Origin of the sequence: Oleiharenicola lentus (assembly GCF_051660365.1) — a bacterium.
In the GTDB taxonomy this organism is placed as follows: Bacteria; Verrucomicrobiota; Verrucomicrobiia; order Opitutales; family Opitutaceae; genus Lacunisphaera; species Lacunisphaera lenta_A.
In genome coordinates, this window is record NZ_JBOZXB010000001.1 from 421,027 (window position 1) to 447,290 (window position 26,264).

The window sequence follows — 26,264 nt, forward strand, 5'->3', positions numbered from 1 at the left end:
TCTGACATGGAAGTCGCCATCATATTGCCCGCCTACAACGAAGCTTTTACCATCGGGGCAACGCTTCAGGACTTCCACCGCGCCATGCCGGAAGCGCTGCTCTGCGTGGTGGACAATAACTCCAAGGATGCGACCGCGCAGGTCGCAGCGGAAACCTGCGCGAAACTTCCCGGCTGCCGTTTCCAAGTCATCACCGAAAAACGGCAGGGCAAAGCGTTCGCCATGCGTCGGGCTTTCACGGTCATTGAAGCCGATGTATATGTGATGTGTGACGCAGACTCTACTTATAGCGCAGCCGATTTGCCAGCGTTGCTTAATCCGGTTCTCGCCGACGAAGCCGACATGACCGTAGGAGACCGTCATTCTCAAGGCCACTACTTACGCGAAAACAAGCGCCCGCTCCACAATTTCGGCAATAATTTGGTGCGCTCGTTAATCAACCGATTGTTCAACGCCCACCTGCACGACATTCTTTCTGGTTACCGTGTTTTCAGCCGCTCGTTCGTGAAGTCATTCCCGATTTTGACCGCAGGCTTCGAACTCGAAACCGAAATCACGCTACATGCATTGGATAAACGCTTCCGTATTTTGGAGCTACCCATCGCATACCAAGATCGCCCAGCCGGCACATTTTCCAAGCTTTCCACGTTTCGCGACGGGCGCAAAGTGCTGATCGCACTCTTTTCGATTCTCCGCTACAATCGCCCGTTGTTCTTCTTCGGCTCGATCGCGGCGCTGTTCGCCCTCTTGGGATTGGGGATCGGATCGATGCCAGTTATAGAGTATTATCGCACCGGCTTGGTGTTACACATCCCCTCCGCAATTCTCGCGTCGGGCCTGATGGTTTCGTCTTTTATCACGTGGGCTATCGCGCTCGTCCTCGACAGTGTAGTGCGCGTTCACCGCCATGAAGCCGAACGTCAGTTAATGGAATTGGAATCCACCCGTCGTCGTTGAACGACCGTGTCCGATGTCGTGGCAACTCAAGCCTACTGAAGCCGCTATCGAGAAACTAGCCCTGGCTGAAACTGATCCAAGCAACCGAGCACGCTTTGCGCCTGTGCGGTGGGGGTTCATCGGAAACGCCTTGCTCATCGCGATCGCCGGCGCACTGGGGTTAATCCACGCCGCAGGGTCGGCACTATTACGGCGGATCACGCGTTCGTCTCAATGAGCGCAGCCGATGTTCTCATCATCGGTTCGGGCCCGGCCGGTGCGATGGCTGCCGCCGAACTGGTCGCGCGTGGATTTCAAGTCACGTTAATCGACTATGGCGCGGATGATCCTACGATGCGCGCGCGCGTGCCGGATCAGGCGTTCCATCAATTTCACACTGGGGATCAAAATCAGCGCGGCTATCTCTTGGGCGACAAACTCGAAGGCATTCCGCGGACTGGCGTGAGAGTCGGCGCTCAACTCACCCCACCGCGGCAATTCGTGGGCCGCGACGCCGACACTTTGCTGCCAATCCATAGTGAGAATTTTCACCCAATGCAGTCACTGGCACTCGGCGGGTTGGGCGCGGCTTGGGGCACGGCATGTTTCACATACTCGGCCGAAGAGTTGGCTCGCATTGGTTTGGATCGCACCACAATCGAAGCCCAATACGGAAACGTCATTGAAGAAGCGGGAATAAATGGACCGCAGGAAGATGATATCAGCCGACTGTGGTGGAGCGGCATCCAAACAGCCCAGCCACCTCTGGACATCGATACCAACTCCGCGAACATTCTCTCCCGTTACCAAAAAAATTCCCAGCGTTGGATGCAACGCGGCTTCGCGCTCGGGCGTATTCCTCTGGCAATCAACACACGTCCACACCGCGGCCGTGAAGCCAACCCCTACTTTGACACCGACTTTTACGGCGACGTCAGGCGGTCCGCCTACCGCCCTCGCTACACGATCGAACGCTTGCAACAGGAGCGTAATTTCCGCTACGAGCGACATTGCCTGAGTCTCAATTTCGCGGAGGACTCGACCGGCGTAACGGTCACCTGCGTGCGCGATGGCAGCACGGTGATTTTTAAAGGACGGCGCCTCATTTTGTGCGCAGGCGCTATCGGTTCGGCCAGACTAGCCCTGGCGTCACTCCCGCTTTCGCAACGCCAAACCACTGTGTTGTCCAGCGCCTACCTCTACTATCCGACGTTAAATCTACGCATGTTGGGGCGCCCCACCGACAGTCGCCGGCACAGCATGGCGCAACTCACAGCGCTCTACGGTGACTTTACCCGACCCGAGCGCACGTGCAGCTTGCAGGTGTATTCTTATCGTTCGCTTCTGCTGTTCAAACTCATCAAGGAAATGCCGCTGGCTCCGTGGGCGGGCCTGCTGGTGTCACGAGCGATGGTGGACGCATTGGCGATTTTCGGCGCATTTTTTCCCGACGAGGCCAGCACCACCAAGCGACTCCGCCTTGGTAAAAGCACGACCTCACCCGCACCCGACCTCCACATCGAATATACGCGCCACGAAGCAGAACAGTCGCGGCAGACAGAATTGGAGTCAGGGCTACGACGCTGTTTGCTGCGCCTCGGATGCATGCCACTCGGTCGGGTGGATCCCGGACAGGCGGGCAGCATTCACTACGCGGGCACCATTCCGCAAAAAAATCCGGTCAACCCGCAGTTTCACACGTTGGCCGACAGCCGGCTCGGTGGAACCAGCCGCGTGTTTGTCGGCGACAGCGCCAGCTGGAACTGGCTTCCCAGCAAAGGTCCTACCTTCACCGCCATGGCCGGCGCGCGTGCGGTCGCAGGGCGCGTCGCCGAAAGCCTCGCCCAACTCGCATGAGCTTGCGCGTCGCCATCACGGGAGCATCTGGATTTCTTGGCCATGCTTTGCTTCAAAGGCTGCTCAACGCGGGCTTGGAGGTGCATGCCTTATCGCGCAACCCAAGCTCGATGGAGGGAGTTCGATGGCATGCCTACAATTTAGCGGAGCCAGTTCCCCAAGTTATCGAATCGTGCGACGTGATCGTTCACGCCGCCTTCGCCATGGGTGCCAATGCAAACTCGCTTGAGGCGGTTAACAAAGATGCCGCCGCCCATTTGCTCGCAGTCGCTCGAACCTATCGCCGGCATTTCATTTTTATTTCTTCGATGTCCGCGCACGACCACGCCGAGTCGTCCTATGGTCGAACGAAATGGGCGATCGAACAAACGCTGGATCCAACTCAAGACACCATCGTCAGGCCGGGACTGATCGTCGGAGCCGGCGGCGTTTACCAGCGAATGCTGGAATCACTTCGCAGCACGCCGATCGTGCCGATCTTCTTCGGCGGCATGCAGCCGATCCACCCGGTGGCGCTGGAAGATCTGGTCGAAGGCTTGTTTCACATCATCTCCAGACGCATTCCCGGAATCTTCAATCTCGGCTCCATCGAACCGATCAGCGTGCGCGAACTTTACCGCCGCATGCTTCATTCAGCCGGACTCCGCCGCACGATCATTCCATTGCCCGGCAGCCTCGCCCTGCGGGGGTTGCGCGCCACGGAGGCGCTGGGCTTGCGCCTTCCTTTGACAACAGAAAATCTTCTCGGGCAAAAACACCTGCGTTCTTTCGAAACCGCCAATTCATATACGCGGCTCGGGATATCGCCTGCTCCATTGACCAACTTCTCCTGGAGCCCTACTTTCACTCACCGTTTATGAGTTTCTTGCATGAACCCCGCCTCAAAAGCGTCACCGTCGGATCCCCGGAATTTTTCCAAATCCAGAACGACCTGATCACCAAACGTCCCGCCCTGCATCACTGCTACGAGGTATGGTATCGCACGCTGCTGGACGATCCGGCGGTAAAAAATGCCCCGGCTGCCGCTCGCTTCTTGGAGCTAGGCAGCGGCGGCAGTCGGCTCAAAGAATATGATTCGCGCATCATCACTTCCGATGTGTCGCCCGGGATCGCCGAGATGGTCATCGACGCGCGACAACTTCCTTTCGCGGACGGAAGCCTGCACGCGATCTTTTTGACCCACGTGTTCCACCACATTCCTGATGTCGGTCAGTTTCTGCGCGAAGCCGAACGTGTATTAGTGCCGGGCGGAGTAATTGGGATGATCGAAGTCGCCGCCACACCGTTTGCCCGCTTTTTCTTCAAAAATTTTCATCCGGAGCCGTTTTCCCCAAAGCTTGGCTGGAACTTCGAACAAAGTGACTCGATGATGGATTCTAATCAGGCGCTGAGTTGGATCGTCTTTGAACGCGATCTCACCCGTTTTGAGCGTGAGTATCCCGGGTTGAAACTGGAAGAAAAGCGCCACCTGCCCTGGCTCCCTTACTTGCTGAGTGGCGGTGTAACCCGGAGGGACATTTTGCCGAAAGCCATTGTTCCCGCCATTATCGGCACTGATCGCGGGTTATCCGGCCTCTATCCGCTTTTTGCGCTGCACTGGTTCATTCGTTTACGCAAAGCCCTCACTGCAAAAGTAAAAGTTTGAGCGCGGCTTGCCGGCCATATGGATCGCTTGCTCCCGCACACACTCCTGCTCGGCTGGACCTCCCTAATTGCAGCCAGCTGGTTGCTGCCACGCGGAGCTGAGCGTTTTCTAGCGGCAATCCTGCTGGCTTGGGCAAACTTGGTTGCGACCGGAGTGCTGCTCGGAATTACGCGGACGCTGCATCAACCAAATTGGTTTATTCTCAGCTCACTCACTCTGACAGTAGTAACCTGTGGGTTCGCCTTTAAGGCCTCACGCACGACCCTCGTTGCTGCGAACGATCCTCCAGACAAAGGCGACCGCGCGAGTGCTTGGCTGGTAAGTGCCTTCGTGATCACGCTCCTGCCGTTCGCAGCCGGAATTTTTGCGGCGGCTTATTTCTATGCACCCAACACGGCAGATTCACTCGCAAGCGATCTGCCACGCACGCTTTTCTATTTAGGGAACAGTGATCTCGGCGCGTTGGATCCAAGCGGGTCCTGGCAAAATCGTTTCCTTTCTAATCATAATTTCGTCCAATTATTCATCCTGCATCACGGCGTCCCGTTGCAGTGCCTGAATTTTTTTAACGTGCTCCTGTGGATCGCCGCAGGCGTGGCGGTGTATCTTCTCGCTCGAGTGGGCGGAGCGACGGCAGATGCGGCACTCATCGCCGGCTGGCTCGCGCTCGTTTTGACTCCGGTGATCGCCCAAGCTCCCGCCACGACGTCGGAATTGCCCGCCGGGGTCGCCTTTCTTTGCTCTGTGCTGTTCGCGCAACGCTGGTTGAGGGCAAAGAAAAAACGTGACGCCATATTTGCGGGCATCGCGATTTTGCTAGGCTTGGACGGACTGCGAAAGCTGGTGACCAAAAATTTTATACCAGCGGAATTTCCCCACAAAGCCGCCGAACTCAATACTGACTCCGCCGCTTTCGGCCCTAGCGGATTAATCGTCCTAGCGTGCGCAATCATCTGCATCATTCGATGGCGGAAGCTCGCAGCCATCACTTCGTTGTGTGCCCTGATTGGAATTGCGTGGATCGCGGTCGGTTTAATTTTTCACGAAGGAGAGCGGTTAAATCCGGGCATTTTCGTGCCGGCGGCGTTGATTATGAGCCCCTGTGTGGCCGCGGTAGTTGCAGCGAGTTGGCCAACCCGAAGGTTGCTCGTGGGCACTGGATTAATCGTGGTAATTCTGGCCACCGGCCTGTCCGCCTTAAATTATATTCTCGATAATACGCGCCGCCCGTTGCGCCCCATTCTAACCTCCGCACCATTTCCCGCCGCCTTCCCGCCGCTGCCTTCCGCCCTCGCGGGCGCAATTTCCAAGGAAGCTTGGATCAACTTTGATGGCGACGGTGCTCATGAAGTGCTTTTGCCCTTGAGGATTCTGAAACTAAATCAGCGTTTCAGTATTGCGAAGATTCCCGATCCGAACGCTTACACGCTTCTGTCGCGTCCGTCGGCTGCGTATCAAACAAACCTTCGCAATCTTGCGGCTCAATCCTACTGCACGCTTCTCGCTATTCCCGACAAAGCAACGGCAGGCGTCACATTTTTAGCAACGCATGGCCAAGGAAAGCGCGCCCGCGATTATTTCGGACACATTCCGAATTCCTTCAATTCACCAGCTACGGCAGCGTCTCAATTTATTTTTATCACGCTCACTCGTAATCCGAGCCCAGAAAACCGTGACTCAGCATTACTGCAGTTGACGGGCCTCAATCTTGAAGACCGCTGCAGCTTAAGCGTGCAGGAAGAAACCAGTGATGGTCGCACGCTCATTTTAGCCAACCTGATCGAAGATGGCGCCGTTCCGATCGATTTATCCGCGACAGCGTCACGCATCGTTTTGAAGGTTGTGAGCACAACGTCTGACAAAGAAATCGCCCGCGCGGCCATTACTGATGAGCCAACGGTTGCCGTGAATCGGCCCGCGAGCACTACGCTCGATTCCAATTCGCAGTTCGCGAGCGACCTCGTGCTCGATCACGATTCCTCAGACATCACGAGCGATGGGCTACTGCCGGTCGAAGGCCCTTTTCCATTCGGCGATCGGTCCTACGTTCGCCGTGCGTCGAAAACTTCGGTGAAACTCACGGTGAAACCCCTCGCGGATGCTTCCCACCTGCGTCTTTCCTTCAGCGTTCGATTTCACGATCGGAAAATCGCCGGCTTGAAAATTCTATTTAATGGCGAGGTCGTGAAAGAATATCGCTTGGAAGGCGATGACTCATGGCTGAATGAATCCCTGGAATTCACGCCTCGATCAGGAACAAACGTAATTGAATTTCGCGACCAAGTGCTGACCAGCGAACCCAACTGGCTCGAATACGTCGAACGCTACCCTGACGTGAAAAAATACCTGCTCTCCAATAATATTCCTTTGGAAGCCGGCGCGCGCGACCACTACAAATTCAGCGGTCAGCCCGAAGGTCGTAAAATTAATTTGCGGCCAATTCCCCGTCCCAGCGATTCGTGCTATTTCATGTTCCGGCACATTAAACTAGAAGGCTACCAGGAACCATGAGCGAGGCCCCCAGCAATCCGATGCCTGAGGACGAGCCGACTTCCCGCACGGCAACTCTCTATCGGCGCGCAATATTCGGGCTCGCCGCAGCCTCGCTAGTGATCGCGTGGTTGGCGATGACGCACCTGTCGCGTTCCAACCCTTGGTATAACAACACCGAGATGAACCTCCACAACACGGTGGACGCACTGGCGCTGAATTCGCGCGAACAGCCCGGTTTGGTGGATCAACCAGGACTGCCGTCCAAATTTCTTTTAGCGCTCGATTACCGCGTCCGACATAATCTGGGACAGCTCCCAGTCTGGAATTTTAAAACCCTAGACCGAACGGCCGATCCTCTAAGAGAGTTACCTCCATTACTTCGCATCGCTCGGATGCACAGTCGGGGATTGATCATATTGTTTATCCTCACGGGCGCAGCCTTGGTATATTCAGTCACGCGGGAAATTGAAGCAGCCCTGCTTGCCACGATACTTTTATCAGCCAGCGCCGGCCTGCTTTTCCACGGCTTACACCATAAACCAGATTTGCTCTGCGCGTGGTTCGGAGCAGTGCTAGGGCCATTTGGGCTCTGGCGAGCGGCCATCTCGTGCAAGGAAAGTGGCCGTTGTGCGTGGCTGTTCTTCGTTGGCATGGCGGCAAGCTTGGCGACTCTCGCCAAGTTACCGGGGGTTTGCTACCTGATCACGGTCGGTCTGTCGTGCTGGCTCTTTGCAGTGTGCGCACCGGTCTCCCCGAAAAAACCATCTTTCGCCATCATCGCCGTCCCAGTGATATGCAGCGCGCTCCTGTTTTGGCTTCTTGATCAGTTCTGCACAGGTTCCGAAGCGCTGACATCCGTGGCAGCTTTACGATTACGGATCGCGGCAGGGCTGATCGGCATTTTGCCCGCGGTGGAGTTGTTCAATTTTCGGCATCGGTTCTTCGTTTTCCTTGTGTCTCGCATTCGCGAACTCGTCTGGCTTGGCGCGGGAGCCGCCGCCACCGCACTCATGGCTTACGGCGCGCTGTCTCTCCTCATGACCAAACCGCAAGCCACGGAATATCTGGCGCGCACCCTCCAATTCTTAAGTCATCCCGATCCGGAAATGAAATACCTGCTGGCTCCCGTTCTCCAGCCAGCAACACAATTCCTGCTTTTTGTCCGCGAATCACCTTTCCTTTTTTTGACGGCAACTGCCGCGATGAATGCCATGGCCTTTTACCGGAAAGGCTCACCGCAGCTCCGCGTATTTGTGTTCTTTTTATGGCTCAACGCAGTCGCTTTGGCAGGGTTGCTCGCACACCGCTATTTCTTGGATCAATTCAGCGTATTTTTCCAAGTCCCGCTATTGCTCGTAGCAACCCTCAGTTTGTCCGCTTTCAGGGTGTGGACACGCGAATCTCAACCCGGGCATCAAAATCATTGGATAACTCCGCTGGTGCTGACGGGAGCGGCTGTTCTTGTCGTCACAATGTATTTCCGACTGGAACCGAAGGATCACCACTATCGAACAGAAACACTCCCTCCGGTGGACGAGTTGACCAAAACTTATCTCTACAATCACGCAGCCCACCCCACACGCTACCGCGAGATTATGGAAAAACATTACGCCACCCGGGCCGAGTTCACCGAGGCGCTGCAACGATACCTCAAGACGCCAGGGAATCGCCTCTGAGGCATGAGCAGTATTCTCCAAATCGCTGCATCCGGCCTTTTGATTTCCCCTCGCTGCCTTCAGAATTTTTCACCATGCCCGCCTTCATAGTCGCGAAAGAGCGAATCGTCCTGATACTCGCCGGCCTGGCCGTCATCGTGACGTATTTCGCGATGATCGACCTGAAAGGGATTAGCACCGACGAAGGCATGCGCATGGCAATCATCCATGGCGGCGAGCAATACACCTCTGAGCGTGTTTCGCCGGGAGCCACTTGGGAAAAAGTTTTGGCGACTAACTCCGCCAACGCCTATCAGCCGTTATACTTTTTGTTCCAAAACACTCTGATGCGAGTCGCAGGGACACATCAGGATAATTTTTTTCGGGCAATCAATATTGGGTTTCTTGGCCTTTCTCTGATGGGCCTGCTTAAACTCTCGGCAACTTGGCGAATCACTTCACGGCTGTTTTTAATCGGGCTGTTTTCGTTCACCGGCTTTCTCTGCATGCACGTGCTGCAAATCCGCGAATACATAGTAGGGGTAACTTTTTATGTCTGGTCGACGTGGCTCGTGCTCAAGCTCGATCAGCGCCAATTGGGCCGGCCATGGGCTGATATCGTTTGGTTTTCTGGCTACGGGGTGCTGCTCATGCTGGGATTTTTTGTGCAAAGTTGGGTCGTGTTTCCCGCGATTGCACAAGGCGCGTTTCTCGTGCTGCGACGTCGCCCGGCATGGCTGCGTTTTTACGCGCACCTCGCACTCAGTTACATCGTCGTGATTTGCACCACCATGCCCTATTTGCGCGAAAATCAGCAGAAGTTAAACGTGGGCTTGTGGGCCCATGAAGGCCCTTCCATCTGGTCTCAAGTCGCGAACGGATTTCATCTTCTCTTCTCGGGGCATCAGATCGGGCAGTCACGCTTCGCGGAGTTTATCGTTTGGTTCTGGGTGTTAGCCCTGAGCGCTGCACTGGGGCTGATTTTTAAGCTAGGTGAAAAAATGCTCTCCGCGCTGGCGGGTATTCGCCGACAGGCTGTTCTAATGCTAATGTGCGTAACGATCTCGCTGATCTTCCAAATCGGCTACGCGCTGAAAATCGAAACGCTTTCGCTCTGGCCGCGATATTTCATCATCCATCATTTTTTCATCGTGTGGCTCATTGCACTTGGTTTTGCCGCACTCGATGAAATGCGTTGCGACGTGAAAACTTCGATCAGAACACGCCAAATTTCCACCGCCGCCATCGGGTTGCTTGCGATTGGCATGCTGAGTTCCGCCGTTTTCCAAGTTCGCAGTTATTACGCTGACCCCTATCTAGACACAAGCGTCAGCCACAAATCCGATTGGCGCGTCATGGCCGCTGAAATCTCGCGCACGCTCCAACCCGACGATGTCGTGGTCGTCTCTGACTACATCATCCGGGGAACCCTTACCTTCACACGCCCCATCGCGAATCGAGTCGTTCCTTTGCCAGCTCTCACCGCGGTGGATTTGAATTCTATCCAACGCTTTGTTTACCTCGAGCACGTGCGCTACAAAACGGATCGCGCCAATCTTTTAAGCGAGTTGGTTAGGGCCAATTTCACTTCGACACAGGAAATCAAGCTTCACTCCCCCGGTGGAACCGAAGTCCTTCCCGAGTGGATGTTGGTGGTTCTTACGCGCGATTGACTGTTCGCGGCATCGCAGCCTGATCGGTTTGTGCTTCCCGCCCTCGGCTCTTTGCTTTCCTTTGTCGGGCAGAAACGTGTCCCGCATTACCTCATATATTGATCAACCGACCGACTGGAACCACCCGTCCCGCTGCGTGATCATTCGCGGATGGTGTTTTGATGAAACCGGCGGCATCACCGGAATCCGGCTGCGCAGTTCTGACCGTGTGCTGCACGGGGTCGTCGGCATGCCCCGGTCGGACGTAAAAGCCGCCCTGGCTGCCGCGCCGGATGATAACACCGGGTTTGAAATCCGCGGCACTTTGCCTTCCGGCCAGCAGCGGATAATCATCGAAGCCCAATTGACCGGCCACGTATGGACGCCGTTGTTTGAACGAGAGATCACCATCAAGCGCCAGCTGTTGCCCCTGTGGCTCGGCGGAGGCGAGTGGAAGGAACTCATGTTTTTTCAGATGCCCGCCCACATGGCCCACCCACCGCACCCGGTGCAGGTAGAGAAATTTCCCGCGCGCAAGCCAGGCCTCATGCTGCCAAAAATTTCCATCGTTACGCCGTCCTACCAGCAAGCCCGCTATCTCGGCCAAACCATGCGCAGCGTGCTGAACCAGGCTGTGCCCGTGGAATACGTCGTGCAAGACGGCGGCTCGACCGACGGTAGCGCGGAACTCATCCAACAATTCGCACCGCGACTCCACGCGTGGGCCAGTGAGCGCGATGCCGGTCAGGCGGACGCGATCGCCCGAGGTTTCACCAAAACCAGTGGCCGGCCGGACGACCTAATGGCCTGGATTAACTCCGACGATTACTATCAACCCGGCGCGCTCGCATTCGTTGCCGATTATTTCGCACAACATCCCGAGGTGGACGTGCTCTACGGAAATCGAATTGTGGTGGACGAGGAATCCAAGGAAATCGCCCGTTGGTTTTTACCCGCGCACGATGCGGAGGTCTTAAGGCTGAATGATTTTGTGCCACAAGAGACCCTGTTCTGGCGGCGCCGAGTTTGGGAAAAGGCCGGCGGCCTCGACACGGGATTTCAATTCGCGTTGGACTGGGATTTACTCCTCCGATTCCAGGCAGCCGACTCACGGATCGTGCGTGTGCCCTACTTCATCGCGTGCTTCCGCGCCCATGCCGCGCAAAAAACCGCCGCGTTCATGCACAGCACTGGGCAGAGCGAAATCACCCGCCTCCGCGAACGCACGCACAGTCGCACTTTCCTCAGCCATGAAATCGAGAATCACCCGCGGTTGATGACCTACCTGCGCAAAAGCGCCTTTCACCAATTCCTCTGGAGCCTCGGCATTCGTGGCCGTTGATTTGCGAAACTCTTGCACTCGATTCACACGACAAACGCTCCCACTGGCGCAGGCAACGCGCTTTAGCCTTCACATCGCGCAAGCCCAAGGCTTGATGAGATTTGCACTGTTAATTCGGGATGCCATCCGCGCTCATGTCTCTACTACTTTCCATCGTCGTTCCTGTTTACAAAGAGGAAAAGAACGTTCCTGAATTTCTCCGGCGCCTGCAGCCGATCCTCGGCTCCGTCACCTCTGAGTATGAAATTATTTTCGCTCTGGACCCTTCTCCGGACCGAACGGAAGAAGTCATTCTGGAGCACCGCGCACGCGACCCACGGATTAAGTTGCTGTGCTTCTCCCGTCGTTTTGGACAACCGATGGCAACCCTCGCGGGGATGCAATATTCCCGCGGAGATGCCGTCATCGTCATGGACGTCGACCTGCAGGATCCGCCCGAACTCGTCCACGAAATGATCGCGAAATGGCGCGAGGGTTACGAAGTCGTCCTGCCTCAGCGCCGTCAGCGCACCGGCGAACCTTGGATCAAAAAACTGGTTTCCGCAGTTGGCTACCGCGTCATCAACAAAATCGCCGATGTGCGCATTCCGCCCAATACAGGAGACTTTCGCCTGATGTCGCGTCGCGTCGTCGAGGAAGTGGTCCGACTTCGCGAGACGCACGGATTTCTTCGCGGCATGGTGGCGGTCGTCGGTTTTAAACAGTGCATCATCCCGTTCGACCGGCCCGCACGGCACGCCGGGGAAACCAATTACAACCGATTCCTCGGTTCGCTGCGCATCGGCTTCAACGGGATTTTTTGCTTCAGCACCAATGCGCTGCAGTTGAGCACATTCTTCGGTTTCATTATCGCACTGTTTTCATTTCTGCTGATGGCGATTTATCTCTTCTACAAATTCATGGGCTGGACGATTCTTTGGGGTAATCCGACGCTGGTTATTTTGATTTCGTTTCTCGGCGGCATCCAACTCATCGGCATCGGCATCCTCGGTGAATACATCGGTCGTATCTATGAAGAAGTGCGCGCCCGTCCGCGCTACATCGTCGAGCGCGCCACCGGCTTCGATCCCGCATCGTGAACATGATTTCCAAGTGGCCTAAAATTCTCCCGGCGCTCACCGCCGAGCAGCAAGCGCGCAACCACGAGTTCATGCGCCTCTGGCACGAGGAACTTGCGGGACGCTCACGTTACGGCGCTGTCGAACGTTTCAACCATCTCTTCCCCGTGCGTCACAGTCGCCCCGGGTTCCGCACCACGCTTGAAATCGGGGCCGGTCTTGGCGAGCACCTCGAATACGAGAAACTCACGCCCGAACAAGAAGCCAACTACTACTGCAATGAGTATCGCGAGAACATGGCGGCGCAAATCCGCCAGCGATTCCCGCGCGTGCAAACAGTTGTGGGTGACTGCCAGCAGCGAATGGATTTCGCCGATGGGTTTTTCGACCGCATCCTCGCCGTGCATGTGTTGGAACACCTGCCCAACCTGCCCGCATGCATCGCGGAACTCCATCGTCTGATCAACAAGGAGAACGGACGCCTGCTCATCGTCATCCCCACGGAAGGTAGTCCCGCCTACGGCCTCGCCCGCCGGCTCTCCGCCCAGCGTTTGTGGTATCGGCATTTTACGGCTCCCTACGTGGAATTTTATGGCCGCGAACACATCAATCTCGTGCCAGAGATTTTGGAAGAGCTGCACCCTTACTTCACCATCGAGCGCCGCACCTGTTTTCCGCTGCCCTTCCTGCCTTTTGTATTTTGCAATCTCGTCATCGGCCTGAGCTTGGTTCCGCGACAACCAGCCTTACCCCGCCGCTGATCGCGGATGCTTTTTAGCGCCGGCACGAATTCGCGCCGGCGCATCTTCGAGATAGACGCCGTGCCGCTTCCGGTTAGTGCTTTTGGCTGGTTTTCATGCAAAATGTCTTCGTCACCGGCGCGGCCGGCTTCATCGGTTCCAACCTCATCGACCGTCTCCTCGCAGACGGTGTCCGCGTCACTGGTTGGGACAATCTTTCCACCGGCCAGCTGCGCTTTTTAGACGGAGCGCAAAAGAACCCGGCGTTTCGCCTCGTTCGTGGCGACAACCTCGATCTTCCCGCCCTCACCGCCGCCATGCAAGGTGCGGATTTCGTTTTCCACCTTGCGGCCAATGCCGACATCAAGGACGGGTGGAATCATCCGCGCAAGGATCTCGAGCAAAACACCATCGCCACCTTCAACGTGCTTGAGGCGATGCGCGCCAATGGCGTGCGCCGGATCGCGTTTTCATCCACGGGTTCCGTATATGGCGAAGCGCTGGTCACCCCGGATCGTCCTACCCCGGAAACCGACGTGTTTCCGGTGCAAACCTCGCTTTACGCAGCGTCGAAGACAGCCGGCGAAGGCTTGATTTCTTCCTACGGTGAAGGCGGTCAAATCGATGAGGCTTACATTTTTCGTTTCGTTTCCATTCTGGGTGAACGCTACACCCACGGGCACGTTTTCGATTTTTATCAGCAACTCATCGCCCACCCCGATCACCTCCGCGTGCTGGGCAACGGTAAACAGCGCAAAAGTTACCTCTATGTGCAGGATTGCGTCGACGCCGTGTTGCATGTCGCTCGCGCCCATACCGCCCGCGATGCCAAGCATCGCACGCAAATCTACAATCTCGGCACCCCGGAATACGTCGAGGTGAACCAAAGCATCGGCTACCTCTGTGCCGCGCTCGGCTTGCAGCCAAAGCTCGAATATACTGGCGGTGATCGCGGATGGATCGGCGATAACCCGTTCATTTTCCTCGATACGAAAAAAATTCAGGCCACTGGTTGGAAACCCAAGCTCACCATCGAGCAGGGCATCATGCGCACGCTCCGCTGGCTGGAAGCCAATCGTTGGGTGTATGAAGCGCGTAGCGACGGCAGTGCCCGCAACGTGTGATGAATCAGCTGAAGAAACCTGGCTTGCTCACTTGGGCGTGGCTTATCGCCGCCGCCTTGATGCTGGCGGAGTTCATCCTCTTCCGTCGTTCCGTCGCGCTTTACCACGCGACGGCCTATCCTCGTTGGACTGATCAAATCCAATACTTGATCGAAGCGTATACGGCGTATGATCATCTTCAAGCCCATGGCCTGATCGCTGGAGCCAAGTTTGCCTTGGGCAAAAACGCGGTGCAAGGCACGCTCCATGATTTCTGCGCAATGCTGGTTTTCTGGGTGCAAGGCTCCGCTTCGCGGACCGGGGCTTTGAGCGTGAACATGTTCGTCTTTCTTTTGTGGCAAGGCGTTTTGTTTTTCACCATCCATCGCGTCACGCGATCACTCGCGCTGGCCTGGATGAGCTTTGGTCTGCTGTTGTGCGTGGCCTCACCTTGGGCGGTGGAAGCCGGTTCGGCGGTCGATTTCCGACTGGATCACGGCGCGATGTGCTTGATGGGCATTACCGCATGCATGGCTCTCTTGACCGACGGCTTCCGCGCGACGAGTTGGTCTCTGGCCTTCGGAGCAGCGGTGGGTGTGACTGTTTTGGAACGATTTCTTGCCGGTGCCTACTTCGCGGTGATATTTGTAGTAGCGGGCATCTGGGTGTTGTGCGCCCGGGACCGCTGGACTCGGTTCCGCAACTTGCTGCTCGCAGGATTTACTGCCGCCGTTCTGACCGTGCCGGTCTACTGGTTAAACCGTGAAGGCATTTATAACTACTATTGGGTCGGCCATGTCACCGGCACCGAAAGCGCCGCGCGACTGCGGGGATTCGACTTCGTTGAATCCATTCGCTTCGTGGCCGGCAATCTGGGGCGCTTGCACCTAGGGGCGTTTTTAGGGTGGGTTGTAGTTGCCGGCACCGCCGTGCTGTTCCTTTTTTACGCCATTTTTTCCTCGAAGAAAAACGCAGCCAACGTCCGTGGCTGGATTTTCTGGGGCCTAACTTTTTTCTTGGTGCCCGTCGCTGTTCTCACCGTGCATCAGCAGAAGTCAGAGTTTGTCCTTGGTATCCTGGTGCCGGGCCTGCTGCTGTTGATTCTCTGGTTGTGGCAGAGTTTGTGGCACCGCATCGCGTTTCCAGCAGTGCAGCCCTGGCAAAGATTTTTACCCGGCGCGCTGGCTTTCGTGATAGTCTTGGCGGGAACTGGATATTTTTCCGTCCGCCAACTTCCCTCTCCCCACAGCGAAAACTTCACCGAGAGCGCGCGGGATGTCGCTGAGGTCGCGGAGTATATTTTCCACACTTCTGCTTCGGCAAAAATTGCCGCACCCAACGTCGGCATCGACCGTATCGTGGACTACATCGATGGACGCATTCTACGCGTGATTTGCTACGAAAAGCATAAGACGTGGATTCCTTTCCAAGTGCATTTACCCGATAGCATTCTCGCTGAAGCCGACGACGTTATCTTTTTCAAACTCGCCTATTGCGATTTCATGATCGTCACCGACACCGAGGAAGCCGCTTTCGGTTACTGGCCCTATGATCGTCAGATGCAGCGGCTGGCACCTCAGATTAAACAATGGTGCAACGAGCGTCTTATCCTCATCAGGTCGTTCAAAACCTTCGGACGAAAAATGTCGCTGTATCAGCGCCTCGAACTGCCCTGAAGCATCCCATGTTAAATCTTACGATTCTCGGACTTTGGCATCTCGGTTCGGTCACCGCAGCCTGCATGGCCAGACACCATCGCGTGACCGGCCTCGATTTCGAAAAATCAGTAATCGCCGCATTAAACGAAGGACGAGCTCCCCTGCATGAACCCGGTCTCGACGCCTTGATCGCAACGGGCATCGCCGCCAGCCAATTATCTTTCACTGCCGACCCAGTCTCCCTCGCCAACACGGATTTGCTTTGGATTTGTTACGACACTCCAGTCGATGCCGATGATCGCTCAGATCTCCCATGGGTTATGGAGCGAATCGAACGCGTGCTGCCTCACCTTAAAACGGGCACGGTAATCCTGATCTCGGCACAGTTACCGGTCGGCACGTGTGCGCAGCTCGCGAGTCGCCACCCGCAACTTCACTTCGCGTGTTCGCCAGAAAATCTCCGCTTGGGCAAAGCGATCGAGGCTTTCGAAAAACCAGCTCGCATCATCGTCGGCGCAACGCCCGCCGCGCGGCCTGTCCTTGAGGCGTTGCTCACGCCGATCGGTGCACCGATCATCTGGATGCGTCCCGAGTCCGCGGAGATGGTGAAGCACGCGCTCAATTCATTCCTGGCGCTCTCGGTCGCATTCATCAACGAGGTCGCCACCCTCAGCGAAACGGTCGGCGCGGATGCGGCCGAAGTCGCGCAAGGCCTCAAGAGCGAACCGCGCATCGGTCAGCGCGCCTACCTCGGCCCAGGAGGACCTTTCGCCGGCGGGACCCTCGCGCGCGACGTCGTCACCTTGAGCAGACTCGGCGAAACACAAAAACTCCCGCTCGCGCTCATTCCCGCTATCAAGGAAAGCAACGATCTCCACCGCCGCTGGAATTTCCGCAAAGTCAGGCAAGCCTTGGCCGGCGTCGACCAGCCGATCGTTGCCGTGCTCGGGCTCGCCTACACTCCCAATACGAACACGCTGCGCCGCAGTGCAGCGGTCGAGTTGTGCCTTGAACTGCTTCGCGCCGGCACGACCGTGCGCGCCTACGATCCATTGATAAAAATCGTCGATGCGGAGCACACTGACATTCCTCTCGTCGCGTCCGCCAACGACGCCGTGCGCGGCGCTCACGCCGTTGTGATTTGCACGGAGTCCGCCGAGTTCCGCAATTATGCGTGGGCAGATCTGCTCGCCAGCATGGCAAAACCCATCGTTATCGACGCCAATCGAATCGTAGAAAAAGCGGTGACTCCACTTCCAAGCATCGCCTATCTTACGGTCGGACGTCCATGAAACTTTCCCAACGCAACACCCTCGTCACCGGCGGCAGTCAAGGCCTTGGCCGGCACATTGTGGAGGCTTTCCTCAATGAAGGTGCCAACGTCGTCTTTTGCGCACGCACCGCTGAAGATGTTGACCGCACGCATGCGGAGTTGTCCCAGCAGCTGCAGCCAGGACAAAAACTCATCGGGCTCGCTTGCGACGTCTCAAGTCCCGCCAGCGTCGCCGCTCTCTTTGCGCAGGCCGCGCAAATCGGCGCGCTCCACGTCGTCGTCAACAATGCCGGCATCTACGGCCCGATTGGCCCAACGGAGGAAATTTCTTTGGAGGATTGGGCTCAAACCTGGCAGGTGAACGTCACCGGCACGCTCGTCGTCTGCCAGCATGCAGTGCGCGCCATGAAAACGCAGGGCTCTGGCAAGATCATTAACATCTCCGGCGGTGGCGCGACCAATCCGATGCCACGACTGGTTTCCTACGCCGCGACCAAAGCTGCCGTTGTTCGTCTGACTGAAACTTTGGCGGAAGAATACCGCTCTTCAAAAATCGACGTGAATGCGGTTGCGCCCGGTGCGCTGCGCACACGCATGACGCAACAAGTGCTCGATGCGGGCCCCCAAAAGGCGGGCGCGGATTTTTTTGCTAAAAACAAAAAATGGTCGGACGAAGGCGCGGTCGATCCGCGCTTGGCGGCGAATCTTTGCGTCTATCTCGCGAGTTCGGAAAGCGACGGCATCACCGGAAAGTTAATTAGCGCGCAGTGGGACCCGTGGAAAGATTTCCAGAAATTCAGAGCTGACCTCAAAGGCGATATCTACACGTTGCGCCGCATCGTGCCGGAAGATCGGAATAAAAAATTCTCCGCGTGAGCTCCGCTCCTCTCAAATTCGCCATCGTCGGCTGCGGACTCATCGGCAAGAAGCGCGCCGCCGCGTTGCCAGTCGGGCAACTGCGTTACGCATGCGATCTCGACCTCGCTCGCGCCACCGCACTGGCCCAACTTTATCCGGGCGCAAAAGCCACCGCCGATTTCGCCCACGTGCTTGCCGACCCGGGCGTCGATGCCGTCATTGTCGCCACGCTCAATGGTTCACTCGCGCCCCTGTCACTCGCTGCCGCCCGCGCAGGCAAACATGTGCTTGTGGAGAAACCTGGCGCGCTGAATGCCGAGCAACTCCGCGCGGTGCAAACTGCGGCGGCCGTCACCGGCGTGCGTGTGCGCATTGGTTACAATCATCGCTTCCATCCCGCGCTGCAGAAGGCACGCGAACTTTTTGAATCCGGCGTGCTCGGACCGATGATGTTTTTGCGCGCGCGTTATGGTCACGGCGGGCGCAAAGGCTATGATCGCGAATGGCGCGCCGACCCAAAACTTTCTGGCGGCGGCGAACTCATCGATCAAGGAGTTCATTTGATCGACCTCGCCGGCTGGTTCATGGGCGATTTTCCCACGATCGAAGGCCACGCCGCCACTTACTTCTGGGACATGGCGGTCGATGACAACGCGTTCCTCTCGCTCCGCACTTCCGGCGGCCAGACCGCCTGGCTTCAAGTGAGCTGCACGGAATGGAAAAATATGTTCTCGCTCGAACTTTATGGTCGTGACGCAAAGGTGTCGATCGATGGACTTGGCGGAAGTTACGGCCCGGAGCGCTGCACCTATTACAAGATGCTGCCGCAAATGGGGCCGCCCGAAATCACGGTGTGGGATTATCCTGCCGGCGACAATTCGTGGGCATTGGAACTGGCCGCGTTCGAGTCGGACATTCGCCAGCAACGAGCGCCAAGTCCCGGCTTGCACGAAGGCATCCGCACGCTCGAAATCGTCGAACACATTTACCGAACCAGCGGATACCCGGTTTCTACCGCCGGTCTCTAACCGACCGATATCTCCCCGTTTTTGCAGTATGATCATCACCCGTTCCCCTTTGCGCATTTCCCTCGGCGGCGGCGGCACTGACCTACCCTCTTACTACCGTGAGCACGGTGGTTTCCTCGTCGCTGGTGCGCTGGACAAATATGTTTACCTCACGCTGCACCGCACCTTCGTGCCGGACTTAATCGTGAAATATTCAAAAATGGAGCGCGTTGCTTCCGCGGCTCAGGTCGAACACCCGATCATTCGCGAAGCATTCAAATTGCTCGAGATGAGCGGCACGTCTTTGGAGCTGACTTCGATGGCGGATATTCCCGGCGGCACCGGACTCGGTTCCTCTGGAAGCTTCACCACCGCGCTGCTCAAGGTGCTGCATACGGCGAACAAAAACCTGGTTTCGCCCACAGAGCTGGCAGAGCAAGCTTGCCATATCGAAATCGACAAACTCGGCGAACCGATCGGTAAACAGGATCAATACATCGCCGCGATCGGCGGCATCACGGCCTTCACCTTTCACAAGGATGGACGCGTCGAATATCGCCCCTGCAAAATTTCCGAAGAGACGCTCTTCAATCTTGAGGACAACCTGCTCCTTTTCTTCACCGGGTATTCACGCTCGGCGTCAGCGATCCTGAAGGATCAAAACGAGAAATCGAAACAGAACGATCAGGCGATGCTGGACAATTTGCATTTCACGAAAGACCTGGGTTATCAGTCGCTCGCCGCGCTCGAATCCGGAAATTTGGAGGAGTTTGCCCGCCTCATGGATGTTCACTGGCAACGCAAAAAAGCGCGTAGCTCGGGCATGAGCAATGATCGCATCAACGAGTGGTATGACTACGCGATGGCGCATGGGGCGCTCGGCGGAAAACTCATCGGCGCAGGCGGCGGCGGGTTCTTAATGTTTTACGCCCACAGCAAAACCAAACTCCGCCACGCTATGCGGGAAAAAGGACTGCAAGAAGTCCGCTTCCGCTTCGACTTCGAAGGCACCAAAGTCGTCGCCCAAAACTAAGCGATGTCCGCCTTCGCCGACTTTCCCGTGGCCCTGCTCGCCGGCGGCCTCGCCACGCGCCTCCGGCCCGTCACGGAAAAAATCCCCAAGCTTTTGGTGGAAGTGGCCGGCGAACCGTTTTTCAATCACCAACTTCGCCTGCTCAAAAAAGCCGGGCTCACCCGGTTGGTGCTCTGCGTCGGTCACCTCGGCGAGCAAATCGTCGAACGCTACGGCGATGGGGCCGCTTGGGGCATGGAAATCGCCTATTCATTCGACGGCCCGAAATTGCTCGGCACGGGTGGCGCGTTGATCCGCGCACTGCCTAAATTAGGCGATTCTTTCTACGTGCTCTACGGCGACAGTTACCTGCCGTGTGACTACCGAGACGTTGGTCGCAGTTTCGTGGAGTCCGGCAAATCGGGTCTCATGACGGTTTTCGAAAACCACGAGTCCTACGACGCGAGCAACGTCTGGTTCGAAAGCGGCAACATCCGCCTCTATTCGAAAAAGCAAAAAGTGCCGCAGATGCTGCACATCGACTATGGTCTGGGGTTATTTAAAGCCGAAGCCTTCACGCCCTACCCCCGCGATGCCGTCGTGGATTTGGCCACCGTCCAAACCGATCTCTGCGCTCGCGCCCAACTGGCCGGCTACGAGATCAAGGAACGCTTCTACGAAATCGGCTCGCCTGCCGGCTTGAACGAACTCGACCAGCTCTTACGAAACGGTTTCGCTTCCGGAAAATAACCCCCATGTCCTACACCGCTCAACACCTTCAAGAGACCATTGATATCGTCTCGAAATTAAATCCTGCCGATTGCGAAAAATGCGTCGCCGAGCTGCGCGGAGCTCGCGAACGCGGCGGCCGGTTATTTATTCTCGGCGTCGGCGGCAGCGCGGCCAACGCCTCGCATGCGGTCAACGATTTCCGCAAGATCGCCGGCATCGAAACCTACGCGCCTACGGACAATGTCTCCGAACTCACTGCCCGCACCAACGACGAGGGTTGGGCCACGGTGTTCGTCGAGTGGCTGCGCACGTCGCGCTTGAATGCGAAAGATTGCGTCATGGTTTTTTCAGTCGGTGGCGGAAACATGGAGAAAAATGTTTCGCCTAATCTCGTCACTGCCCTGCAACTCGCGAAGCAAGTGGGTGCTCGTATCATCGGCATCGTCGGCAAGGACGGCGGCTACACCGCTAAAGTTGCCGACGCCTGCGTGATTGTGCCCACCGTAAACCCGGCAAATATCACCCCGCACTCCGAAGCTTTCCAAGCCGTGGTGTGGCACCTTTTCGTTTCGCATCCCGACTTGAAAGTGAACCAGACGAAATGGGAAAGCACACGCTGAGCCGATCAGCGTAGTGCACCATGACCAAGCGACGTGCAGTTTTCCTAGACCGTGACGGGACGCTAAACGCGCCCGTCGTGCGTGAAGGAAAACCCTATCCGCCCGATACGGTCGCCGAGTTTCAGCTACTCCCGGGCGTGACAGAGGGTTGCCGCCGGCTTCACGCCGCGGGTTATGTGCTCATCATCGTCACGAATCAGCCCGACGTCGGTCGCGGCACGCAGTCACAAGCGGTCGTGGAAACTATCCATGCACATCTCCACACGCTTATTCCGGAACTCGCACGCATCGAAACGTGCTATGCGCCCGGAAAAGGTGTTTCACATCCCGAGAATTATCGCCGCAAGCCGGAGCCCGGCATGTTGACTGACGCCGCCCACGCGCTCGACATCGATCTCACCGCCAGCTGGATGATCGGCGATCGCTGGCGCGACGTTGATTGCGGAGCACGCGCGGGTTGTCAGACTATTTTTATCGATCGGAACTACGACGAGGCATTGCGCACGTCGCCAAATTTCACGGTGCACAGCTTCGAGGACGCAGTCGGAATTGTCCTTGCCGGAAATTCTGCCGCTTGCTGACTGAATCCATGCAAAGCCTCAATACCCTCAAGATTCAGATTTACGCCGACGGCGCCGACAAGGCGGGAATTATCGATCTCTACCAGAAATCTTACATCAAAGGACTCACTACAAATCCGACATTGATGAAGAAAGCCGGGATTACGGACTACGAAGTCTTCGCCCGCGATATCCTGCAAACCGTCACCAGTAAACCGATCTCGCTGGAAGTATTCGCGGACGACTTTCCCGAGATGAAACGCCAGGCTCTAAAAATCGCCGCTTGGGGCCAAAACGTTTACGTCAAGATTCCCATCACCAACACTCGCTCTGAATCTGCCACTCCGCTGATTCGCGAACTCGCCGCGGAAGGCGTGAAACTGAATATCACCGCTATCCTCACGCTCGAACAAGTGCGCGGAGTCGCCACCGTGCTCAACCCTGCGGTTCCGTCGGTGGTTTCAATTTTTGCGGGCCGCATTGCTGACACCGGTGTCGATCCTGTGCCCTTGATGGTCGAGAGCCGGAAGATTCTCGCGGGCCAACCGAAGGCCGAGTTGCTCTGGGCGAGCGTCCGTGAAGTGTTGAATATCATCCAAGCGGAACAATGCGGCTGCGACATCGTCACGGTCACCCATGACATTCTGGCCAAAGCCGCCAAGCAGCTAGGCACGGATCTTACCGCCCTGTCGCTCGACACGGTGAAAATGTTTGCCAACGACGCGGCTGCCGCCGGCTACAAGCTCTGAGCGCAGCAGCCTGAATAGGCTTCACTTCGCCCGCGTGGCGGATTGAGTTTTTCCACTCATGACGCCCGCCCATTCGGAGACGGCAGAAATCATTATTCGACTGCGCCAGCAACTTATTCTGGCACAGGTGCGCATCATGGAACTGGAGGATGAACGCGATCAACTCGCGCCGCGCCTCGCCGAAAGTAATGCGCTTTTGAAATCGGCGCAGGCCCTGACAGATCGCAAATCCGACGAACTCGCTCATCTCGCCAAAATGCTGGGCGAACTGCAACTCCACGCCGCCAACCTCCAAAAACATTTCGAGCAAACGGCAGGGGAGCTCAACCTGACGCGCGAAAAAATTTCGAGCGTCGAAGCAGGCGCGATTCAAGCCCGGGACGATGCGTCGAAAACCATCGACGCACTCCGGAGTGAACTAGCCGGCATTAAATCCACCCGCAGCTGGCGCTGGACGGCTTGGTTGCGTTGAGACTTCGGATGAAAGGATTTACCCTCATCGGTGAAATCGAATCGCCCCGCCCGTTACGCGCGATTCACGGAAGAATTTCTGTGACAGGCTGGTGTCTCGCGCAAGGCGAAGCCTTCCCTCCTCCGGTGCGATTGTCGGTCGGAGTTTTTATCCTCGAAAGCACTTCCCAACGCGAACGCACCGATGTTGCCGCCCTACTCCCCAACGAAAAAGCAGCCTCGCACTCGGGATTTTTAATCGAAGGAACACTGCCTCCCGGCGTGCATGACGGACGCTTCGAAGCGAAGTTGCCCGACGGGACTTGGGCCGCTTTCAAACAGTTCAGTATCGCCAGCGAGGCGCCGCCGTTTGTCGCGGTGATCGACACGCCAATTAGCGAAGGAGTGCTGCGTGATCGCGTGAAAATCGGCGGCTGGGCGCTGGATCCCGCACAATCGGTGAAGTCGCTCACCGTGCGCTATGGGCATCGACGGATTGATTGCGTCATCAACCAACCTCGCAGTGACGTGCCGACGGCTTTCCCCCACGTGCTGCACGCGGCGCGTTCCGGATTTGTGAGCGACGATTTTCTTGTCGCCGGTCACGGAGCGGTGCGAGTGCGCGCCATCTTGGCGGATGGTCGCATGGTGGTCGCTCCGACGAAGGTCAGCTTCAGCGTCGCCACCGACGAGAACCACGAAGCCGAATTAGATCTCACTGCGGCCCGCATCGGGCTGATCGAAAATAACCAGCCGCGTGAAACGCCGCCGACCGACCGCGCGCCACGTCCGCTCAATATCGTTTTTATTCTGCCCGGCAGTTTTGCTTCCAACAGCGCGCTACATATTGCCGCGCTCGCCAACGAACTCGCGGCCGCTGGTCACGATTGCCTGGTCGCGGTCGCGCGCGACGTTGAAACAATCGATCACCTCGATCGTCCGGCTTTCGGCGGCCTGACTCACGCGCAGGCAGACAACTACCTTGGCTTCGCCGACAAACGAGGCCCGGACATCATCCACGCATGGACCACGAGTGAAAATGTTCGCTTGTTATCGGAAAAGCTTCGTTCAAAATATCGGGCGAAAGTGCTCGTTCATCTCGAGGACAACGAGCGCCAGATTCTCGCGCTGTCATCGAAAGTCAGCATCAACGAGCTCAGCTTTCTACCCGACCACGAGCTCGATCAACTCGTGCAACCCACGATGTCGCACCCTCACCGCAGTCGTGGATTCTTATCCCGATGCGATGGTGTCACGGTCATCATGGATCGCCTGCAAGACTTCGCGCCCGACGATAAACCCTGCATCACGCTGAATCCCGCCATGGACGCACGGTGGTTTTATCCCCGCGCAGTGCCGAAAGAATTTCGCGACGCGCTCCAACTTCCAGCCGATACCACCGTTTTGTTTTATCACGGCAACGTTCACGCGTCGAATGCCGCCGAAGTGCGTGAACTCTACGCCGCGGTGCTTGAACTTAATCGCACCGGATCGCCCGTTACCTTGATTCGCACCGGCTTGGATCGCGTCGATTTCCTGAAAGACATCGCTCCGGAAGTTGCGCCCTTTGTGCTCTCACTCGGTTTGATCACGCACCACCATCACCTTCCTGCGTTGATGGCCTTGGCCGATATTTTCGTGCAACCCGGCTGGGCTGACGCATTCAACGACTATCGTTTTCCTTCCAAGCTTCCGGAATTTTTTGCGATCGGCAGACCTGTCGTGCTACCACGAGCCAACCTGGGGACAACTCTGGCGCACGGCGTGGATGCTTATGTCGTCGAGCGCGCCGATGCCGCCAGGATCGCCGCTGCCGTGCGGACGCTCCGCGCGGATCCTACACTCGCGGCCAGACTGAGTGCCGGGGCGCTCGCGTATGCGGAGAAAAATTTCAACTGGCGACGCAGCGCAGCAACACTTGCCAATTTCTACACAACGCTGGCAGCGTCCTGATTGATGCCCGTTTCGCCACAGCGTATTTTTGTCACCGGGGGCCGCGGCCGCCTCGCTTCGCTCGTCGCCGATCATTTTCGGGCACCGGCGCATGCCATCACTCTCTTTTCACGCGAAGCCTCGCCCGGATTTCACGCCCTCGACACACTACACGATCCCGCCGTGCTTGCTGGGGCAGACACCATTTTTCATCTCGCATGGAGTTCCCTGCCAGCGACCTCGGAGCAGTATCCAGGGATCGAACAGTTGCACGACATTCCGTTTCTCGATCGCTTGCTCACGACACTTGCGCAGATGCCTGCGAAGCAACGACCGCGGTTGGTCTTTTTTTCCTCGGGTGGCGCGGTTTACGGGAACGCCCCCGCCCGGCCCAATCGCGAGGATGACCCATGCGATCCAGTTGGCCTTTACGGTCGCGCCAAACTCGCGGCCGAGCAGTTGATCGCAAATCGAGTGGCCGCCCACGGCCTGCGCTGCACCGTGCTGCGCATCTCCAACCCCTACGGCTATCCGGTTCCAAGCAGCCGTGTCCAAGGCTTGATTCCCCACGCATTGCGCTGCGGTGTCACCGGACAAACGCTTTCACTGTGGGGCGACGGTTCCGCACAAAAAGATTTTCTCTACTACACGGATTTTCTCTCGGGTTTGGAGTGCGTCGTCGCCGACGAACTCGATGGTATTTACAATCTCAGCGCCGGTGAGTCGCATTGTATCAGGCAAGTGATTGGCCAGGTTGAAACTGAACTCGCTCGGCCAATCTCGCTCAAATACTCCGAAGCTCCTTCTTGGGACGTGCACGATAGTCGCTTAAACAATGCCAAACTCTCCGCCGCCACTGGATGGAGACCGCAGGTTGCGTTGGCGGAAGGCATTCGTCGCGCCGCCGCCGGTTACACCGCGCATTGATTTTT

Annotated in this window: 23 protein-coding genes; all 23 read left to right on the plus strand. The window is 57.0% G+C overall.

Translation table 11 applies throughout. The features are described from left to right. The first annotated feature begins 6 nt into the window (after positions 1–6). The 23 genes from ACRRQW_RS01505 (at position 7) to ACRRQW_RS01615 (ending at position 26,259) form a co-directional block, all read left to right on the plus strand. The gene (locus tag ACRRQW_RS01505; protein WP_438479478.1) at positions 7–957 is read left to right on the plus strand and encodes a glycosyltransferase family 2 protein; all 951 of its coding nucleotides are present in this window, start codon (positions 7–9) and stop codon (positions 955–957) included. Positions 958–1,170: 213 nt separating this feature from the next. After that, the gene (locus ACRRQW_RS01510; protein WP_438479479.1) at positions 1,171–2,793 is read left to right on the plus strand and encodes an FAD-dependent monooxygenase; all 1,623 of its coding nucleotides are present in this window, start codon (positions 1,171–1,173) and stop codon (positions 2,791–2,793) included. After that, entirely contained in the window at positions 2,790–3,653 is an 864-nt protein-coding gene (locus ACRRQW_RS01515; RefSeq protein ID WP_438479480.1) for an NAD-dependent epimerase/dehydratase family protein, read from the plus strand. Before ACRRQW_RS01510 ends, ACRRQW_RS01515 begins: the two co-directional genes overlap by 4 nt. A 173-nt stretch (positions 3,654–3,826) precedes the next feature. Beyond that, entirely contained in the window at positions 3,827–4,438 is a 612-nt protein-coding gene (locus tag ACRRQW_RS01520; RefSeq protein WP_438479481.1) for a class I SAM-dependent methyltransferase, read from the plus strand. Between the two features lie 330 nt (positions 4,439–4,768). Further along, positions 4,769–6,949, plus strand: a complete 2,181-nt coding sequence (locus tag ACRRQW_RS01525; RefSeq protein ID WP_438479482.1) for a hypothetical protein — start codon at positions 4,769–4,771, stop codon at positions 6,947–6,949. Continuing rightward, positions 6,946–8,607: a hypothetical protein gene (locus ACRRQW_RS01530; protein WP_438479483.1), complete on the plus strand. Its 1,662-nt coding sequence runs from the start codon at positions 6,946–6,948 to the stop codon at positions 8,605–8,607. Before ACRRQW_RS01525 ends, ACRRQW_RS01530 begins: the two co-directional genes overlap by 4 nt. A gap of 74 nt (positions 8,608–8,681) precedes the next feature. Next, positions 8,682–10,259, plus strand: coding sequence for a hypothetical protein (locus ACRRQW_RS01535; RefSeq protein WP_438479484.1), 1,578 nt, complete (start codon positions 8,682–8,684; stop codon positions 10,257–10,259). A 136-nt stretch (positions 10,260–10,395) separates the two neighbouring features. After that, positions 10,396–11,580 (plus strand): glycosyltransferase family 2 protein, encoded by a 1,185-nt coding sequence (locus ACRRQW_RS01540; RefSeq protein ID WP_438479485.1) that lies wholly within the window; start codon positions 10,396–10,398, stop codon positions 11,578–11,580. A 134-nt stretch (positions 11,581–11,714) separates the two neighbouring features. Continuing rightward, on the plus strand, positions 11,715–12,659 hold the full coding sequence (locus ACRRQW_RS01545) for a glycosyltransferase family 2 protein (protein WP_438479486.1): 945 nt from the start codon (positions 11,715–11,717) through the stop codon (positions 12,657–12,659). Positions 12,660–12,661: 2 nt separating this feature from the next. Further along, positions 12,662–13,399, plus strand: a complete 738-nt coding sequence (locus tag ACRRQW_RS01550) for a methyltransferase domain-containing protein (RefSeq protein ID WP_438479487.1) — start codon at positions 12,662–12,664, stop codon at positions 13,397–13,399. 95 nt (positions 13,400–13,494) lie between these two features. Further along, complete coding sequence (locus ACRRQW_RS01555; protein WP_438479488.1) at positions 13,495–14,502, plus strand: NAD-dependent epimerase/dehydratase family protein; 1,008 nt, start codon at positions 13,495–13,497, stop codon at positions 14,500–14,502. A 56-nt stretch (positions 14,503–14,558) separates the two neighbouring features. Then, positions 14,559–16,157 carry a hypothetical protein gene (locus ACRRQW_RS01560; protein WP_438479489.1) on the plus strand — a complete coding sequence of 533 codons (1,599 nt, stop codon included), beginning with the start codon at positions 14,559–14,561 and terminating at the stop codon, positions 16,155–16,157. An 8-nt stretch (positions 16,158–16,165) separates the two neighbouring features. Further along, complete coding sequence (locus ACRRQW_RS01565) at positions 16,166–17,431, plus strand: nucleotide sugar dehydrogenase (protein WP_438479490.1); 1,266 nt, start codon at positions 16,166–16,168, stop codon at positions 17,429–17,431. Then, positions 17,428–18,288: an SDR family NAD(P)-dependent oxidoreductase gene (locus ACRRQW_RS01570; RefSeq protein WP_438479491.1), complete on the plus strand. Its 861-nt coding sequence runs from the start codon at positions 17,428–17,430 to the stop codon at positions 18,286–18,288. Before ACRRQW_RS01565 ends, ACRRQW_RS01570 begins: the two co-directional genes overlap by 4 nt. Then, positions 18,285–19,298 carry a Gfo/Idh/MocA family protein gene (locus tag ACRRQW_RS01575; protein ID WP_438479492.1) on the plus strand — a complete coding sequence of 338 codons (1,014 nt, stop codon included), beginning with the start codon at positions 18,285–18,287 and terminating at the stop codon, positions 19,296–19,298. Before ACRRQW_RS01570 ends, ACRRQW_RS01575 begins: the two co-directional genes overlap by 4 nt. Before the next feature lie 28 nt (positions 19,299–19,326). Further along, positions 19,327–20,310, plus strand: a complete 984-nt coding sequence (locus tag ACRRQW_RS01580) for a GHMP family kinase ATP-binding protein (RefSeq protein ID WP_438479493.1) — start codon at positions 19,327–19,329, stop codon at positions 20,308–20,310. A 3-nt stretch (positions 20,311–20,313) separates the two neighbouring features. After that, the gene (locus tag ACRRQW_RS01585; RefSeq protein ID WP_438479494.1) at positions 20,314–21,039 is read left to right on the plus strand and encodes a nucleotidyltransferase family protein; all 726 of its coding nucleotides are present in this window, start codon (positions 20,314–20,316) and stop codon (positions 21,037–21,039) included. Positions 21,040–21,044: 5 nt separating this feature from the next. Further along, positions 21,045–21,641 (plus strand): SIS domain-containing protein, encoded by a 597-nt coding sequence (locus tag ACRRQW_RS01590; RefSeq protein WP_438479495.1) that lies wholly within the window; start codon positions 21,045–21,047, stop codon positions 21,639–21,641. A gap of 20 nt (positions 21,642–21,661) precedes the next feature. Then, positions 21,662–22,222, plus strand: coding sequence for a D-glycero-alpha-D-manno-heptose-1,7-bisphosphate 7-phosphatase (locus ACRRQW_RS01595; protein WP_438479496.1), 561 nt, complete (start codon positions 21,662–21,664; stop codon positions 22,220–22,222). An 8-nt stretch (positions 22,223–22,230) separates the two neighbouring features. Beyond that, positions 22,231–22,950 (plus strand): transaldolase, encoded by a 720-nt coding sequence (locus ACRRQW_RS01600; RefSeq protein WP_438479497.1) that lies wholly within the window; start codon positions 22,231–22,233, stop codon positions 22,948–22,950. A gap of 58 nt (positions 22,951–23,008) precedes the next feature. Next, positions 23,009–23,422: a hypothetical protein gene (locus tag ACRRQW_RS01605; RefSeq protein ID WP_438479498.1), complete on the plus strand. Its 414-nt coding sequence runs from the start codon at positions 23,009–23,011 to the stop codon at positions 23,420–23,422. Between the two features lie 8 nt (positions 23,423–23,430). Further along, positions 23,431–25,353 (plus strand): glycosyltransferase, encoded by a 1,923-nt coding sequence (locus tag ACRRQW_RS01610; protein WP_438479499.1) that lies wholly within the window; start codon positions 23,431–23,433, stop codon positions 25,351–25,353. 3 nt (positions 25,354–25,356) lie between these two features. After that, entirely contained in the window at positions 25,357–26,259 is a 903-nt protein-coding gene (locus ACRRQW_RS01615) for an NAD-dependent epimerase/dehydratase family protein (RefSeq protein WP_438479500.1), read from the plus strand. Positions 26,260–26,264: the final 5 nt, after the last annotated feature.

Coding starts and splice junctions, on each gene's coding strand:
- ACRRQW_RS01505 (WP_438479478.1), top strand. CDS start 7: ATGGAAGTCGCCATCATATTGCCCGCCTACAACGAAGCTTTTACCATC.
- ACRRQW_RS01510 (WP_438479479.1), top strand. CDS start 1,171: ATGAGCGCAGCCGATGTTCTCATCATCGGTTCGGGCCCGGCCGGTGCG.
- ACRRQW_RS01515 (WP_438479480.1), top strand. CDS start 2,790: ATGAGCTTGCGCGTCGCCATCACGGGAGCATCTGGATTTCTTGGCCAT.
- ACRRQW_RS01530 (WP_438479483.1), top strand. CDS start 6,946: ATGAGCGAGGCCCCCAGCAATCCGATGCCTGAGGACGAGCCGACTTCC.
- ACRRQW_RS01535 (WP_438479484.1), top strand. CDS start 8,682: ATGCCCGCCTTCATAGTCGCGAAAGAGCGAATCGTCCTGATACTCGCC.
- ACRRQW_RS01545 (WP_438479486.1), top strand. CDS start 11,715: ATGTCTCTACTACTTTCCATCGTCGTTCCTGTTTACAAAGAGGAAAAG.
- ACRRQW_RS01550 (WP_438479487.1), top strand. CDS start 12,662: ATGATTTCCAAGTGGCCTAAAATTCTCCCGGCGCTCACCGCCGAGCAG.
- ACRRQW_RS01555 (WP_438479488.1), top strand. CDS start 13,495: ATGCAAAATGTCTTCGTCACCGGCGCGGCCGGCTTCATCGGTTCCAAC.
- ACRRQW_RS01565 (WP_438479490.1), top strand. CDS start 16,166: ATGTTAAATCTTACGATTCTCGGACTTTGGCATCTCGGTTCGGTCACC.
- ACRRQW_RS01570 (WP_438479491.1), top strand. CDS start 17,428: ATGAAACTTTCCCAACGCAACACCCTCGTCACCGGCGGCAGTCAAGGC.
- ACRRQW_RS01580 (WP_438479493.1), top strand. CDS start 19,327: ATGATCATCACCCGTTCCCCTTTGCGCATTTCCCTCGGCGGCGGCGGC.
- ACRRQW_RS01585 (WP_438479494.1), top strand. CDS start 20,314: ATGTCCGCCTTCGCCGACTTTCCCGTGGCCCTGCTCGCCGGCGGCCTC.
- ACRRQW_RS01590 (WP_438479495.1), top strand. CDS start 21,045: ATGTCCTACACCGCTCAACACCTTCAAGAGACCATTGATATCGTCTCG.
- ACRRQW_RS01595 (WP_438479496.1), top strand. CDS start 21,662: ATGACCAAGCGACGTGCAGTTTTCCTAGACCGTGACGGGACGCTAAAC.
- ACRRQW_RS01600 (WP_438479497.1), top strand. CDS start 22,231: ATGCAAAGCCTCAATACCCTCAAGATTCAGATTTACGCCGACGGCGCC.
- ACRRQW_RS01605 (WP_438479498.1), top strand. CDS start 23,009: ATGACGCCCGCCCATTCGGAGACGGCAGAAATCATTATTCGACTGCGC.
- ACRRQW_RS01610 (WP_438479499.1), top strand. CDS start 23,431: ATGAAAGGATTTACCCTCATCGGTGAAATCGAATCGCCCCGCCCGTTA.
- ACRRQW_RS01615 (WP_438479500.1), top strand. CDS start 25,357: ATGCCCGTTTCGCCACAGCGTATTTTTGTCACCGGGGGCCGCGGCCGC.